General features: G+C 48.3%; 16 protein-coding genes. 3 read left to right on the forward strand and 13 right to left on the reverse strand.

The window, feature by feature from the left end; all coding sequences use genetic code 11:
• Positions 1-98: 98 nt before the first annotated feature.
• The 10 genes from BLS15_RS20950 to BLS15_RS20995 all read right to left on the reverse strand — a co-directional run bounded on the left by BLS15_RS20950 (position 99) and on the right by BLS15_RS20995 (position 11,181).
• Positions 99-1,769: a putative polysaccharide biosynthesis protein gene (locus BLS15_RS20950; RefSeq protein ID WP_051240322.1), complete on the reverse strand. Its 1,671-nt coding sequence runs from the start codon at positions 1,767-1,769 to the stop codon at positions 99-101.
• Positions 1,770-1,903: 134 nt separating this feature from the next.
• A complete protein-coding gene (locus BLS15_RS20955; RefSeq protein ID WP_028533705.1) occupies positions 1,904-2,380 on the reverse strand; it encodes a DUF456 domain-containing protein in 477 nt (158 codons plus the stop codon).
• Positions 2,381-2,425: 45 nt separating this feature from the next.
• Positions 2,426-3,160, reverse strand: coding sequence for a Cof-type HAD-IIB family hydrolase (locus tag BLS15_RS20960; protein ID WP_028533704.1), 735 nt, complete (start codon positions 3,158-3,160; stop codon positions 2,426-2,428).
• Positions 3,161-3,416: 256 nt separating this feature from the next.
• The gene (locus tag BLS15_RS20965; RefSeq protein ID WP_072730692.1) at positions 3,417-4,298 is read right to left on the reverse strand and encodes a metal ABC transporter permease; all 882 of its coding nucleotides are present in this window, start codon (positions 4,296-4,298) and stop codon (positions 3,417-3,419) included.
• Positions 4,295-5,248, reverse strand: coding sequence for a metal ABC transporter permease (locus tag BLS15_RS20970; RefSeq protein WP_028533702.1), 954 nt, complete (start codon positions 5,246-5,248; stop codon positions 4,295-4,297). The genes BLS15_RS20965 and BLS15_RS20970 overlap by 4 nt, the downstream gene beginning before the upstream one ends.
• 5 nt (positions 5,249-5,253) lie before the next feature.
• A complete protein-coding gene (locus BLS15_RS20975) occupies positions 5,254-6,024 on the reverse strand; it encodes a metal ABC transporter ATP-binding protein (protein ID WP_090513654.1) in 771 nt (256 codons plus the stop codon).
• A gap of 50 nt (positions 6,025-6,074) precedes the next feature.
• Positions 6,075-7,076: a metal ABC transporter solute-binding protein, Zn/Mn family gene (locus BLS15_RS20980; RefSeq protein ID WP_090513634.1), complete on the reverse strand. Its 1,002-nt coding sequence runs from the start codon at positions 7,074-7,076 to the stop codon at positions 6,075-6,077.
• Between the two features lie 286 nt (positions 7,077-7,362).
• On the reverse strand, positions 7,363-9,456 hold the full coding sequence (locus tag BLS15_RS20985; RefSeq protein WP_028533699.1) for a peptidoglycan D,D-transpeptidase FtsI family protein: 2,094 nt from the start codon (positions 9,454-9,456) through the stop codon (positions 7,363-7,365).
• A gap of 109 nt (positions 9,457-9,565) precedes the next feature.
• Positions 9,566-10,744 (reverse strand): transglutaminase domain-containing protein, encoded by a 1,179-nt coding sequence (locus tag BLS15_RS20990; protein WP_021254251.1) that lies wholly within the window; start codon positions 10,742-10,744, stop codon positions 9,566-9,568.
• The gene (locus BLS15_RS20995; RefSeq protein WP_021254252.1) at positions 10,741-11,181 is read right to left on the reverse strand and encodes a hypothetical protein; all 441 of its coding nucleotides are present in this window, start codon (positions 11,179-11,181) and stop codon (positions 10,741-10,743) included. The genes BLS15_RS20990 and BLS15_RS20995 overlap by 4 nt, the downstream gene beginning before the upstream one ends.
• 148 nt (positions 11,182-11,329) lie before the next feature.
• Here BLS15_RS20995 and BLS15_RS21000 point away from each other — a divergent pair, with 148 nt between their 5' ends.
• From BLS15_RS21000 to BLS15_RS21010, 3 genes are all read left to right on the forward strand, one after another.
• Complete coding sequence (locus BLS15_RS21000; RefSeq protein ID WP_028533698.1) at positions 11,330-12,529, forward strand: MFS transporter; 1,200 nt, start codon at positions 11,330-11,332, stop codon at positions 12,527-12,529.
• Between the two features lie 153 nt (positions 12,530-12,682).
• Positions 12,683-12,811, forward strand: a complete 129-nt coding sequence (locus BLS15_RS29870) for a hypothetical protein (protein ID WP_260612440.1) — start codon at positions 12,683-12,685, stop codon at positions 12,809-12,811.
• 192 nt (positions 12,812-13,003) lie between these two features.
• A complete protein-coding gene (locus BLS15_RS21010) occupies positions 13,004-13,354 on the forward strand; it encodes a toprim domain-containing protein (RefSeq protein ID WP_021254254.1) in 351 nt (116 codons plus the stop codon).
• A 4-nt stretch (positions 13,355-13,358) separates the two neighbouring features.
• Here the strand turns inward: BLS15_RS21010 and BLS15_RS21015 are convergent, their stop codons facing one another.
• The 3 genes from BLS15_RS21015 to BLS15_RS21025 form a co-directional block, all read right to left on the reverse strand.
• Positions 13,359-13,958: an SCO family protein gene (locus BLS15_RS21015; RefSeq protein ID WP_021254255.1), complete on the reverse strand. Its 600-nt coding sequence runs from the start codon at positions 13,956-13,958 to the stop codon at positions 13,359-13,361.
• Positions 13,959-14,028: 70 nt separating this feature from the next.
• Positions 14,029-14,961, reverse strand: a complete 933-nt coding sequence (gene cyoE / locus BLS15_RS21020) for a heme o synthase (protein WP_021254256.1) — start codon at positions 14,959-14,961, stop codon at positions 14,029-14,031.
• A 166-nt stretch (positions 14,962-15,127) separates the two neighbouring features.
• Positions 15,128-15,412: a hypothetical protein gene (locus BLS15_RS21025; protein ID WP_021254257.1), complete on the reverse strand. Its 285-nt coding sequence runs from the start codon at positions 15,410-15,412 to the stop codon at positions 15,128-15,130.
• Between the last annotated feature and the right edge of the window lie 113 nt (positions 15,413-15,525).

Consider the following 15,525-nt stretch of genomic DNA (forward strand, 5'->3'; position numbering starts at 1 on the left):
AAAAAAAGCTCCATGAAGGAAGTGCATCGCTTGCGCTTCCTTCGTGGAGCTTGTCAATTTTTTTATTCTCACTACGCTATAAATAGCGCGTATGTGAATTAACCACGTTCTCCCTGCAATCGCATCAATGGACGCAGTACCTTCTGAACCGCACGCGGATAACCCGAAAGCTCATCATATCGAATAACGCGGAAAGCAACCAGCCCAACAACGAACAGAGCTACTACCCCCACGCCTACAACACCTGCCGTGAACATGAAGGCAAGCTTGGCCGGCAAGATGCCCACTAATTGCTCGCCCAACCATTCGCAGCCATATCCTACGCCACCCGACAGCACGATGGTCATCAGGAAGCCTATCCAGCGATTGCCTAGTACCGAGAACGGAACAACCTTCTTCATGACACGAAGATTGAGCCATGTAATAAGCAGGAAGCTTAATGCTGTTCCTCCAATAATGCCGTAAATACCAAAGAAGTGAACAAGCGAGAAGCTGGCAATAAGCTTAATAATAATACCTAATGTTACACTGATCATGGCAATATAAGGCTTGCCAAGTCCAATTAGAATCGAGCTTGACGTCATCATCGTAATTTGGAATATCGTACCGAGCGTCAACGCTGCAATAATGCCTGCACCGTCCAACGTACTGAACAAGAAACCGTTCACGGAATATGCTGCAACCGCTAGAGCCAATACGATCGGCATGCCACTCAATACGGAAATACGCATTGCCATTGTAGTCTGCCGCTTCAAGTGAACCATATCCCGCTTCGCAAAGGCAGCGGAAATGACCGGGATGAGCGACGTGCTTAACGCAATCGCCAGAATTGGCGGAATGCCAGCGATCGATTGTGCACGCTGACCAAGGATACCATACAGATGCTTCGCCTCATCTACCCCAACTTCCGGTGAGAGAAGTGGAATCGTGATGGACGTATCAATAAAGTTAACAGCCGGTACGGCAAGTGAAGACAATACAATCGGTACGGACATCGCGAAAATAGAACGGAAAATATCGCTAAGCGGTACTTTCTTCGCACCTCTGCGGCGTGCGCGTACTCCAGCTTCCCGATCTGCCTGACGCAGCTTGCGCAAGTAATAGATCATAATAATGAATGCGCCGACACTCCCTAGCACACCGCCGAAGGAAGCACCTGCTGCGATCCACTCTTGGTTCTGCCCCGTGCTCATCAAGATATAGGCAAGTCCGATCGCCGTAAGAACACGTAAAACCTGCTCTACGATCTGCGATACACCGCTTGCCTGCATCATATTGCGCCCTTGCGTATACCCGCGCATCATGGCAATGACTGGGAACAACAGCAGCGCAGGTGCTAATGCACGAATAGCAAGTGCAGCCTCAGGCAGCTGAATCATATCCGCATACACACCTGCGAACGCGATGAGCAGCAAGGTTGTAATCACACCGGATATGAGTCCGAACAGCAGCGCAGCATAATAGACCCGCTCCGCTTCGCGCACCTTATTCAGCGCGTAGCGTTCGGATACCATCTTGCTTAATGTACTCGGAATACCTGCTGTCGCTATTGCAAGTATCATCAAATAGACTGTCTGTGAGGCAGCAAAAGAGGCATTACCCACAGAACCGAGCATATGCTCAAGCGGAACGCGCTGAAAGAGCCCTAAGACGCGAGCGACGAGGGTAGCCGCTGCAATAATGAGCGTTCCTTTAATAAATGATTCCTTTGCCAAACGTTTCCCTTCTTTCTGTATGCTAGCCCGTATCCTAATATCCCGTCCGAACATACTACATTCAATTCTATTCATCATGGCAAAAGCCACCGTATTTTCTCCAAAGAGCAGGAAGCCGCTCCATAAGACAGCCCTAGTCTATATCAGACCGTCAGACCGTCTTATGGACACCTTTTCTATTAAAACATTTACAACCAAAGGAAGAACAGGACAATCATCACGATTTGCAGCGCAAATTTTACGACAATGCTCGTAAATAGTCCGACAACCGCACCAATGGCCGATTTTGTCGATTTATCCATACTCGCTCCTGTCATAAGTTCCCCGATAAACGCGCCTAAGAGAGGCCCAAGTATAAGACCGAACGCCGGAATGACGAACGGGCCGATGATGACCCCTATTGTACTCCCGATAATCGAAGCCTTAGAGCCTCCGAATCGCTTGACGCCCCAGGCATTGACCACGTAATCGGCAATAAACAGCACAGCTACAATAATCGTCTGAATCGCCCAGAACCAGAACCCGAAGGGTTCAAAGCTAATGCATAATCCATACACAAAGAAAGCTGCATAGATTGCCAACGCACCTGGTAAAATCGGATAGATAGCCCCTGCCATACCGACAAGAAACAGGACTATCACACTAATCCAACCGAAAATAACCATCCGTTCCACCACCTTGCACGAGAATAAACGCTCGTGAACAATCGATTACAGCATATACTCCCTAATGACTTGGGCAACACCATGCTCGTTGTTCGTTCGTACGACGATGTCCGCAACCTGCTTCACTTCGTCCTGCGCATTCCCCATAGCTACACCAAGCCCTGCCGCTTGAATCGCGGCCATATCATTCAAGCTGTCGCCTACAGCAACCACTTGCGACATCTCGCAGCCAATAAGCTCGCATACAGTTTGTATTCCCGTTGCCTTGTTGACTCCTCCAGGATTAATCTCAATATTATGTGGCGAGGAATTGGTCAATTCCAATCCGCCCATGGCGCGCAGTTCGCGCCACAGAATTTCGCGCACACGATCATCCTTCGTAAAGTAGCCGAACTTCAGCCATTCCTCAGCCTCGATATCGGCTCCCCAATTCTCTTTGTTGTACAATCGTTCCGTCGAATAAGCCCAGAACCACACATTATGCTCCTCGGACATCGCGTGCATGCGCTTCACTGCCTCGCGATCCAAGAGATGACGCAAGTGCAGCTCACGTGTATTCTTCCACACTTCACTCCCATTGACTGTTATCATTGGAGCATTCAATCCTAGTTCTTCCGCATAAGGAAGTGCATTGACGAACGCGCGGCCAGTGGAGAAGATAACCGTAATTCCCTCATCGCAAGCACTGCGGATGGCATCAGCATTTTCCTTGGAAATGCGCTGATCATCATCCAATACCGTTCCATCCATATCGAGAGCCAACAACTTATATTTACTCATCTCATCCGTCACTCCTGTCTCTGATGCGTTCCGCTTCAGACGAGTTGTGATTCGTTATTTGTCGAAGCTTGTAACACTCATTGTCAATCATTGTCGTGCACAAATTTGCATAACGCCATTGTATCATATGCAGGCATTTACAACAAAGAATTCCTTTCCTTTACAAAGAGGCCGCTTACGCAATGGTTCCTATCTGGCAATAACAAAAAAACACCCCTCTCCATAATCAGGAGCAAAGGGTGTTCCTAAGCTGCTTCTAAGCAGTCATCTCTGCAATCCGACGACGCTTCAACACGCGTGCCAGCATTCCATGAGTCGGGGACAACAGAAAGGCAAGTATGAACAATGCGCCCGCTACCGTGACCATCATTCCCGCTATTGACGCATCCAATAAGGAGGACAGGTAGTAGCCAGCTATTGCACATCCAATTCCAATGGCCACACTGTACACAATCATGAGACTCAAGCGCTCCGTTAGCAAGTAGGCGGTGGAAGCTGGAACGATAAGCATGCCGACGACAAGGATAGCTCCTACACTTTCAAATGAAGCCACTGTCGTCATGGACACGAGTCCCATCAGCAAATAATGAAATAACGCAACAGGTATGCCGCAGGCGATAGCCATCGCCGGATCGAATGCACATATTTTGAACTGCTTATAGAACAACCCGATAACGAGCAATATCACTAGCAGTGTAAAACTGAGTATCCATACAGCCTTCGGCACCATGTCGATGCCGAACAAGGTCGTTGTATTCCAATGGACATAAGCGATTTCACCAAACAGAACACAATCCAAATCCAGATCCACATTGCGTGCATTCAAGCTTACGAGCACAACGCCAACCGCGAATAATGCGGTAAATACCACTCCAATTGATGCATCCGATTGCACGCCGCTATTTTGAAACAGCTGAATGAGAAATACCGTTACTAAGCCTACTGCGGACGCACCCAGCAGCATGACGAACGAATCACGTGAGCCGCTTAGCATGAAGGCTATAACGATGCCGGGAAGCACGGAATGGCTGATGGCATCCCCGATCATGGACATTTTGCGAAGCACGAGGAAGCAGCCCAATATCCCGCAAGTTGCAGCTACTAGCGCACCGGTCAGTATAATCCATAGGTCTGTCACAACGACGCCTCCTTTCGCAATCGAGGCTCCGTCTCCTCTAGACGAATTCGTTCCTCCACCCGAATCGATTGATGGTTACGGATCCGACGAATCCATTTCGCAAGCACACCGCGGTGCGGGGCAAATACAACCGAGCAGCAGAAGACGAAGGTTGCAGCCAATACACTGAGCGGGCCAGTAGGTAAATTGCTCGTCGTCGTACTGACAAGTGTGCCAATAATGCCGCTTACTGCTCCAAACAGCCCGCTGAGCAGCACCATTAATCCGAGTCGATCGGTCCAATAGCGTGCAGATACGGCAGGAGTAATCAATAGTGCCGCAACAAGCACAACGCCGACTGCCTGAATGCCAACAACGACGGCAATTACGGTAAACAGCATAAGCAGCTGCTCCAGCACGCCAACCGGAAACCCGAGTCCGCGCGCAAAGCCAGGATCGAAGCTGAGCAGCTTGAATTCCTTGAACAGCAGGCTGCATGCCACAATAATAAGCAGCGACACGCCTGCCATCGTATAGACATCACTCTGCATCATGGAAGCTGCTTGGCCGAACAGAAACTTGTCGAGCCCGCTTTGGTTACCGTAGCTGGAATGTTGAATTTGCGTCAGCAACACAATGCCTACACCGAAGAACACCGACAGCATGATCCCCATTGCCGCATCCGCTTTGATGCGCGTATAGCGCGTCACGATTGAAATTCCCGCTGTTGCCAACATACCGGATAAGAAGGCCCCTAGGAAAAATAAGGGCAGCGATTTAACCCCAGTGAGCATAAAAGCAATGCATATGCCTGGCAGCGCAGCATGCGCGAGCGTATCCCCAACCAGACTCTGCTTCCGCAAATAAGCGAAGCTGCCCACAATGCCACTCATGAGACCGAGCAGCAAACAACCGACGAGAATCCACTGTGTATTCGGATCACGCAACACGTCCCAAGATATTCCGAACATTGCACTCACCTCGTTCCTACCATGACGGCACCCGCATTTTGATCCAACACGGTAAGTCTACCGCCATAGGTTTGCTGCAACATGCTTGTGTTAAATATTTTTTCTGTTTCTCCACAGGCAACCAATTCTACATTCAGAAGCATTACCCAATCGAAGTATTCCTTCACTGTTGCCAAGTCGTGATGGACGACAAGCACGGTCTTCCCCTGACGCTTCAATTCATTTAATAATGTAATGATCGCCTTCTCCGTCATCGCATCTACACCAACGAACGGCTCATCCATAAAATAGATGTCCGCATTTTGGGCAAGCGCCCTTGCTAGGAATACACGTTGCTGTTGTCCGCCGGACAGCTGACTTATTTGCCGATCTGCAAAATCCGCCATCCCCACCTTGGCCAGACAATCGAGCGCAATCTCCTTCTCCTTCGCGCCCGGTCGCTTGAACCATCCTAAGTGTCCGTAACGGCCCATCATTACAACATCGAGTGCGTTCGTGGGGAAATCCCAATCCACAGATTCGCGCTGTGGGACGTAGCCTACCCGTTTGCGGCTTTCCGAGTAAGGCTTACCGAATATATTCACCTCTCCGCTTACTCGAGGAATTAATCCAAGCACAGATTTAATAAGTGTAGATTTCCCTGCACCATTCGGGCCGATAATGCCGATTAAATTCCCCTCCGGTATCGTAAAGCTAACATTGCGAAGCACGGGCTTCTTCTGGTATGCAACAGTTAAGCCGCTCACACGAAGCGGCGTATTCCCCTTATCCATCATGCTCATTTCGCTCCTCTCCTACCGTGTTATATATCTCGAAGTTATGTACATTACTTCAGTGCATCGACGATCGTATTGACGTTGAAGCGAACCATGCCTATATAAGTCCCCTCTTTTGTCCCCGGCTCGCCCATTGCATCCGAGAATAATTCACCGCCAATGACGACCTCATGGCCTTTTTTCTTCGCTCCTTCGATGACCGCCTCAATTGCCTTCTTCGGTACACTCGATTCAATAAAAACTGCCTTAATCTTATTGTCCACCAGATAATCGCGAAGATCGGATACATCCTTGCTTCCGTATTCAGAAGCCGTGCTGATTCCTTGAAGCCCCATAACCTTCATGCCGTACGCCTTGCCAAAATATCCGAACGCGTCATGCGCCGTCACGAGCACGCGGCTCCCTTCCGGAATCTCTTCTATCCGCTTGTGTACATACGCATCAAGCTCTTGCAGCTTGCTTACATATGCCTCTGCACGCTGCTTATAGGCTTCTGCATGTGCCGCATCATATTCCACCAGCGTGTCACGAATGACCTCTGTCGCCTTGATCCAATTCTGCACATTGAACCAAATATGCGGATCATGCGATTGTGCTAATGTTGGATCTGCGAGCAGCTCAGATTCCGAAATTGTTCTGGAGACGGGAACCGTCGTCTTGCTATCGCTCATTTTCTCCAAAATATCGACCATCTTCCCTTCCAAATGCAAGCCGTTGTAGAATACGATGTCCGCATCATCCAGCTTCTTAATGTCTCCTTGGGACGCCTTGTATAAGTGAGGGTCAACCCCTGGCCCCATCAACCCAATCACATCAACACGTTCTCCTCCTACCTCTTTCACCACGTCAGCAATCATGCCAATCGTAGTTGTTACCTTGATTGGATGAGCATCGGCGGACGTTGCAGTTCCCTCTGTCTTGCCCTCCTTTGTGCTGCCGCCACATGCTGCTAATCCTACAGCTACGCTTAAGAACAATATCGTCATAACCAACCGCTTCAACGCCGAATTCATTTTGAACTTCCCATTCGGTCTTTCAGCTGCCTTCGTCATCTTTCGTTCCCTCCCACATAAATGCCCAATGTTTTTTTGTAATGATTACGTTTATCACTGATCATTGTTTAATATACACAAATATGTTTCCCTAATGCAACTATTTTTGTATAAAAAAAATTCTTTCCCTAGACATATAGTTTTGCAAAAAGAAAAGACTTTTCCATATCGTATGCGATGTGCTCCCTGATCGGTGACACCATGTACGATATGAAAAAGTCTTTATTTTGAGGCTTGCAACGCTCAGAAATTCATCATTGCCACTGAACGCAGCGATTCCTCCTGCTTATTGATTGTTGTTAGCTGCATCCGTAGATTCGCCACCTGTAACTTGCTTCTTCTTCGGCGTACCCGTCAGTCCGTATACCTCATCATACGCATCGAACATAGCACGCGCGATCGGAGCTGCCCCGTAGGAACCATATCCGCCCTCTGGTACGACAACCGCAACCGCAAGCTTCGGCTTATCCGCCGGCGCATAGGCAATGAACACGGCGTTTTCTAGTCTTTTCCCTGCTATATCTTGCTGCGATGTACCCGTCTTTCTATAGAACGAATATGGGAATCCATCAAAACCGTGAACGTTAACCTTCGACATCCCTTCTTCAACGACACGCCAGTGCGTGTCATCGAAATTCGTCTCATTTAACACTTCACGACCGAATGACTTGACTACCTTGCCATCCCCATCTGTAATCTTGCTTACGAATTGCGGCTTAATGCGCTTACCATGATTCGCTAGGGTAGCTGCATATTGAGCGAGCTGCAAGGTTGTATACTTCCCTTGCTGACCGAAGGAGGCGTATACGAGAGCGGACTGTGCATTGTTGCGCTCCGCCTCTACCAGATAGTCCTTCAATCCTGCGGATTCACCAGGCAAGCCGCTATCTGTCTTCACGCCAAGACCAAAGGCTTCCATGTATTTATCCCACAATTCCAAACCGTTTCTGTCGGAAAGGGAGAAGAGCCTCTTACCAATCATATCCACCATAAAGGCGTTAGAAGATACTTTCAAGGCTTTTGCTGCATCCATATAACCGTAAGACGTTTTGCTTGAGTTCCATACCTTCGTCTCATGGCCGCGGCGTCCGAATTCACCGTAACCTTTGTCATAGTAATCTTCCCATGGACCGAACAATCTTTCTTTCAACCCGACGAGAACCGACAATGGCTTCATCGTAGATCCAAGATAGACAAGGGAAGTTGGATGACGTCCGCGCTCCTTGTCATCATTATACGGACCATAGACTTCGCGAACGGCCCCATTTCCCATATAAAACTGGATCTTCTCATAATCCTCGACGCTGATTTGGCCGTTGCGCCATACATTCGGGTCATAATCCGGCATACTGGCAATCGACACGATATTACCGGTATCCACTTCCATCGCAACTGCATAACCAGTACGGGCATTTGGCGCATACTCAATGCGGTTCGAGGAATTGCGAATCTTCTCCAGTGTATCTATGATCGATTTCTCTGTTGCCTTCTGAATATCGCGATGGATCGTCAAATGTATGTTGTTGCCGCGCTCCGGCTTCGTCAGCTGCATCGGCCCGATAATACGACCCGCCACGTTGACCGGGAACTTCTTCACCCCGTTCAAACCGCGCAGCTCGTTCTGATACATCAATTCGATGCCGTCAACGCCAACATCCTCGTATTCCAAGTATTCCTTCTCCGTAGGAAGCTGTTCCTGCTTCTCATACTGTTCCTTGTAGAACGGCATCCGCTCGCGAACACCCTTGAACTTTTTCAAATAACCGACCGTCTGTACTGCGATCGTATCCTTATCATAGTTACGGACACTATCCTCGACGATATCGATGCCTTTGAACTGCGATTTATGCTCCAGGAAGTAAGCAACCTCTTCCTTCGTCAATCCTGATTTAATGAGCCTAGGAACGAAAACAAAGTTCATCTTTCCACCCAAGTCCATTCGCTTCAAAATTTCTTCAGCTGTTAATGGCTTGTCTTGAGGACTGCCTATCTTCTTGAATATTTCCTCGAGCTGCTTCGCAAGCTGCTCTACCTCAGCTCGATTCTTCTTCTGGTCATCCGTCATCTTCTTGCTCGGATCCCCGTAATTCTTCACCACATTGAAGTAAAGAGATTGCGACGCTGTAGAATAGGCTAGCCGCGTATTCGAAGCATCATATATGGTTCCCCGAAGCGGCGGTACCGCCGTTTCCCGGAATCCAAGCTGGGACTCCTTCTCCTTCAGGGCGGGACCTTCAACGAATTGCAAAATGGCCAGTCTCACGATAAGCACGGTGAAAATCAAAAATGTAATAAAAAAGAATAAGTTCAACCGAAACGAAAACGTACGCCGGTTCTGTACTTCCCGCTTCTGCGGATCATCCGCATTTGGATGACTCAATGCCAATCATCCTTTCTTGCTAACTTTTGCTGTACAATCTTATTTATTTTACCATACTGATTTGCCTATATTCAAAGGTTGTGCAGCTTCTAATCGCCATCGCCGCAAATTATCTTATCGTCAATGGCTTATCTGGAATATGAGTGGTGTCGAACTTAGGAGGATTGAACCAATCTCCCGATGATGCCCATGTGCTATCTAGCGGCACCCACTTCTTCTGTTCGCTTAGCCAGACCTCATTCCAGGCATGCGGTCCATAGCCGCCATTGCCATTGTATCCAAGACCGGTCACAACCTTGACTTGAAGCCCTGAGGAACGAGCCATAACTGCATACAGACGTGCATAATCGATACATACCCCCTGCTTCGTAGCGAAGGTATCTTCCGGGGTCTGCTCCTTCCAAATCCGCTTCGTCTCGTATTGCTTGGCCTTATCCCAATCATACTGAACCCGGGAACCGACCCAATCATACAAGCGTCGCGCCTTCTCTTCATCGGTTGACGCTCCTGCCGTCACATCACGCGCGGCTTGCTTCACATCGGAAGAAATCTGATTATCAATGACTTCATATCGTCGCTGCAGAAGTTCTCCGAATTCTTGCCCCATTTGGGAGGTGAAGACAGGCAGACTCTCTGTAATTAATGACCCCGCAAGCGGCTCGATCACTTGGTTAGCCACCGTACGATAAGCAGAAGAGGATTGAATGATATCGCTTGCCTTCGTAGCAGGCTGAAGGGCAACATATACGAATAACACCATAATAATGATGAAGGCGCGCACACCACCAATTAGCGCACCAATTGCACCACCCGTTAGCCAATTGGCCATACGGCCAATCACTTGCATGAACCCTGAGCGAGAAGATGAGCTTCCTTCTTCTTGACTCGCCACAGAAGCCCCGCTCCAGATCAAAGAAACGAGCCAACCCATTATTCCTCGTACGAGCATATAGATGATGCCGAATAAGATTGCAACGCGTAGCAGGGCGAAGTCCCGTATCCCTGTCACGAAGGTATAATAGATCTGCTCCCACCAAGCCAGTGCATGGGAGGGTATAACAATATTCCAATCAACGAACTGACGCTGTACCATGGGCGAGAGCCACATCGCAGCAGCGAAGGACAGAATAAGCGATGCAATGGTGCAGGCCGACTGAGCAACAAATAGAAAGAGGTGGCGCATGGACCCCGAAGCGCCTCTCGCCACCCCTTGAACTGCGGAAAGAAGCACGACCGCAAGCAGTACTAGCGTTATCGCGTTCCATTCCCACTGCAATCCGGTACTCATTTGTTCTGCTTCGCTTCCTTCACGAAATCGCGAATCGTATCGTTCATGCTCCATTCACCAAGGGAGACTCCATTGAACGATAATTTCACTTTGTCACTGTTAGGAGTGCCTGTAAGCTCCAAATTCGGCGACTTGATCGTATAAGTCCCGTCCTCATTGCTCTTGAACGTCGCCTTCTTCGCTTCCTCCATCATGGAGTTCATCGCTTGATCCTTCAGCTTCAGCACAGTCTCATCCTTCACTGTCGTCACTACGTTGTTCACGTCGTCCCACGTAATTCCGCTATAGACGGCTACAGCAGCGACAATTACGACGACCAGCGCCCATTTTATCATCGTTTTCACGAAACTAACAATTACGAGCAGTACGATGAGTGCGATTAGGAAGACAAGCCAATTTTGCTTAATAAATTCAAACCACATTTCGAGTTGACTCACTTCTTCAATCACCCTTTCCAAAGCGTATTATACATCATTCCCATATGATGCAACAGTCAGACCATCTAACATCATCAGCCAAATTCGGGTACTAAGTTCGTCCGCTAATACGTACAAGTATACCATAGCGATCTGGAGGTGACTTGGCTTGCGTTCTGTCTTTTGGCTCTACCTGTTTTTATTCGTTGCGTTTTTCGATTTGCATGCGCAGTACCCCATTCTAACCCCATTTGCAATCTCTCTTGGTGCTGCTCCATCCTTCATCGGATTAATGATGGGTATGTATTCGTTCACCCATCTGCCTGGCAACGTCATGGCCGGTTACGGAGTAGACCGCTTCGGCAGCCGCATCTTCATCGTGTTCAGCCTCATTGGAGCCGGCATTATTCTCATGCTTCAGGCCCATGTCGTCAACCCATGGCAGCTGCTTATTCTACGCTCTATAAGCGGATTCGTACTCGCGTTCCTCTCCCCTGCTTGCCTGTCTCTGCTTGCACGAATGGCACGCGATCATGTTCATCAAGGCAAGTTGATGGCGGGCAATGGGCTCGTCCATACATTAGCCTCTGTTGTCTCCCCTGCCGCTGGCGCTTATCTCGTTTCCCAAATCGGATTCGTCATGGCGTTCCAAGCGCTGGGCATTGGCCTTATCCTTGTTGGTATGTTGGCATGGCTGTTTATTCAAGATGTTCAAGAAAGTGAAAGTCCCTCCTCTAAGACGACAGCACCAAGCATCCCTACTTCAACACCAGCTGCATCTTCTGAGCATGCACCTGCTATCCCATGGCGCTTCTACTTTATGCCGCTTGCCATTGCCTGCTCGCAGGGCATCTTATTTTTTGAGTTGCCATTTATGGCTGACGCGTTAACCTCAATAATGAAAACAGGCGTATTGTTCTCGGCCATCAGCCTCGGGGCGCTCCTTACCTTAAGCATGTTGTTCTTGAATCATTATTCTGCTTATATGCGCACATGGCTCGGCTCCTTTTCGCTAGCGATTCTGTTCTTTCTATTGGCAATTCACTGGCCTGTTCCTTTACTTCTCTCCTTATTTCTTATCGGGATGACGAAGGGAATCATTTTACCGGCTTTATCAGCACATCTCTTGTTGCTGAGCGGCGGGGCCAGATACGGACGAATCTTCTCTATTTTATCGATTGCTTCTTCTATCGGCTCCTTCATTGGACCGATGATTGCCGGGCAGCTCCGTGGGCAATTATCGCCGTACTTCATCGCATTTCTCGTCCTTATGACAGCCGTTACGCTGCTCCCGCCAGGCAAGCCTACATCGTTAGTGAAGAAGACTGTCCACAGCACGCGTCCACCTTCGACGAACCCAACTACATAAGAACAAGAGCTGAATGTCCTGTCCCGGCATCTTGATGCCTTCACATGGTTTGCGCCCATATTCCCAAATATGGGTGAATACACAGAACAGGATAATTCCGCGAACATACTATAATGATGAGAAATGACTACCGACGAAAGCAGGTGAACCTAGTTGGGGTATTATACTGAGCCTGGCGGTGGGCCAGAGCTGGCGTTCGGCGCACGCTTCTGGACAATAACCACCGTAATTCTCGCCCTGTTCATCCTGCTCGTCATCATTCTGCGTGCTCCTCTGCTGTAACCCCCCATCTTGCTCTCTCCTTATACGGCTTGCCTACGGGCAAGCCAATTTTGTCATGCGCTTCTCGTTGCATCGCCGCAATGGATTTCATCATTCGTGGTACACTATTGATAATGGGAGAATTACTGGCCGGATCATTTCCATCAGATTCGGAATGCTGCCCGTACCGCATAGAGGAAGAAGGTGAACACGATGGAAATCGCTCTCATCGTAGAAGGCAAAAACGATCGCAGCCGCTTGCGAAAGCTGCTGGCTGACAAAGTTGACATCCTGTGTACATACGGGACATTGAATACCGATCGCACAGAAAAACTGCGTAAGCAGGTTGGAGATAAGCCCGTATACTTATTTATGGATAATGACTCTTCTGGGAAACGTATTCGATCTGTACTGCGAGATACGTTCCCGGATGCAGATCATCTCTATACGCGCCGAGGATATGCTGGAGTAGAAGGTACGCCAGATGAGTATTTAATCCAACAATTAGAAAAAGCGGGGTTAGACGAATACATCGTGTATCCGGATCTTCCCCCGCTTAACTAATCTCTTATTTAATTAATTTCATGACATCTTCCGCAATCACTTCGGGCGTTGTTCGCTCCCGATCATTCGCATTATACGCTTTGCGAATATTGCCCTTCTGATCGACCAGGGTAATGACATTGAGATGTGTAAAGTTTCCATCCTGATCCTTCATCACAGCAGAGTCCAGCGCTGGCATCATGTTGGCCACGTCCTCTTCTTTTCCGCGAAGGAAATACCAGCCTGAGTAGTCAGCGTTGAATTTCTGCGACCACGTCTTAATCGCATCCATCGTATCCCGCTCCGGATCGAAGGAGATGGATACGATACCTGCCTCTTTACCAAATACGCCTTTCTCCTGCAGTAAAGTCTGTACTTCAGACAGCATAAATGTCGTCGGCGGACAGACGTCTGGACAATTCGTGAAATAGAAATAGAAGAGCCTTACCTTCCCGTTCGTACTATCAAGACTTACTGTGCTTCCATCCACATTCTGCATAGAAAAATCCGGTGCCTTCTTGAAATCTTCACGCGGCCAGTATAACCAAGCAGCAATAATTGCAAATACCGCAACCAGTGACATTAAGAAGATTTGCAAAGAATACTTCTTCGCCCATTGAGACATCGTCTGTTCCTCCCGTTACACTCCCTTTAGTGGTCAGGCTGAATTCCAATTAATTCGATTTGATGCGATATTACATTTTCCCCATCGTATCCAAGACAAGAATGAACAAGTGCAGCAATAACCAGTTAATCGAAAACAAGAAGTTGCGCTTCGCCCAAGCTTCATTGTCCTTCGCCTTGAAGCCCGAGATGCAAATATACAGCCAAATCACATTAAGAATGGTTCCTAATACCCCGTAAATCCAGCTTACATAGCCATACGAATAGAACAGCCAAGTAACCGGCAGAAGCAGCACAACATACGGGATCATTTGCTTCTTCGTCCGCTCGATTCCTTTGACTACGGGAAGCAGCGGGTATCCAGCGGCACGATATTCTTCAACACGTCGAATGCCTAGCGCCCAGAAGTGAGGCGGCTGCCACAGGAATAGAATGAGGAACAACAGGATAGCCCCTTCATCCACTTGACCTGTCACAGATGTATACCCAATAACGGGTGGCATTGCTCCCGAAATGGCCCCAACAGAGGTGCTCCATGTCGATGTTCGCTTCAACCATAATGTATAAATGACTACATAAACAAACATGCCCAGAACGCCAAACCATCCTGTCAATGGATTGGTCATCAGGAACAAGACCGACAGACCTGCAATACCAAGAATAATGGCATACCAGAGCACAACATTCGGCTGTAAACGTCCCGTAGGAAGCGATCGATTGCGCGTACGTTCCATTTTCATATCGAAATCTCGATCAAAATAGTTGTTGAACACGCATGAGGACGACATCGTAAGTGCTGTACCAATTATCATCCACAGCAAGGTCATCCACGGAATATCCCATTTGGCTGCCACCCAAAACCCTGTAAATGCAGCCATTAAGTTGGAGCGAATAATGCCCGGCTTCGTTAACTGAACAAACTCTTTCCATAATTCGACCCGCACCGGTTCCGGCGATAGCGGGATAGAGTCGGAAGGAGCCTGGTACGTATATTGTTTATCCAAAATGACCTGTTCCTCCTTGTGTTGTACAAACAAGAGCAGAAACTTTGTGTTTCCGCTGTAATTTTCATCATATCAAAAACGTCCAATTGCTGACAATGTCTCGTAGCATCGTTCATCATTTTGACAATCTATTGGATCTTCCTCACAATAGCGTTTGTGGCTATACTTATTTGGAAATTGATGCGAACTCCCAGATATGCAATTTGGATCTGCCGCCAGGAATGCAAGCGGTAATAACGTCCCATTCACTTGTTTCCTCCAGACGAATCCGTCTTAGCTGCAAATACTCTTCGTGTGTGGTATCCATCCACTGCTCCACGAATACGTTAGGTTGGTCAGTTCCTTCATATAATACGACTTGAGGAAAAGGCTGCAGGCGCTCTGTAATCTGTTTCAAATATGCTTCTCGCTTGTCCGGATCAATTCGATACTCGACAAATATAATGTTCATGGTTGATTCCCCCTCTTTCTTATGTTGCCCCCACTAAATCCTTCTTGTGAATTGTACTCATGAGTCATATTCTGGTACATAATTGCTCACAATACAAGAGGGTGATTACGAAT

Source organism: Paenibacillus sp. cl6col, from assembly GCF_900102125.1.
GTDB classification, from domain to species: Bacteria; Bacillota; Bacilli; order Paenibacillales; family Paenibacillaceae; genus Paenibacillus_B; species Paenibacillus_B suaedae.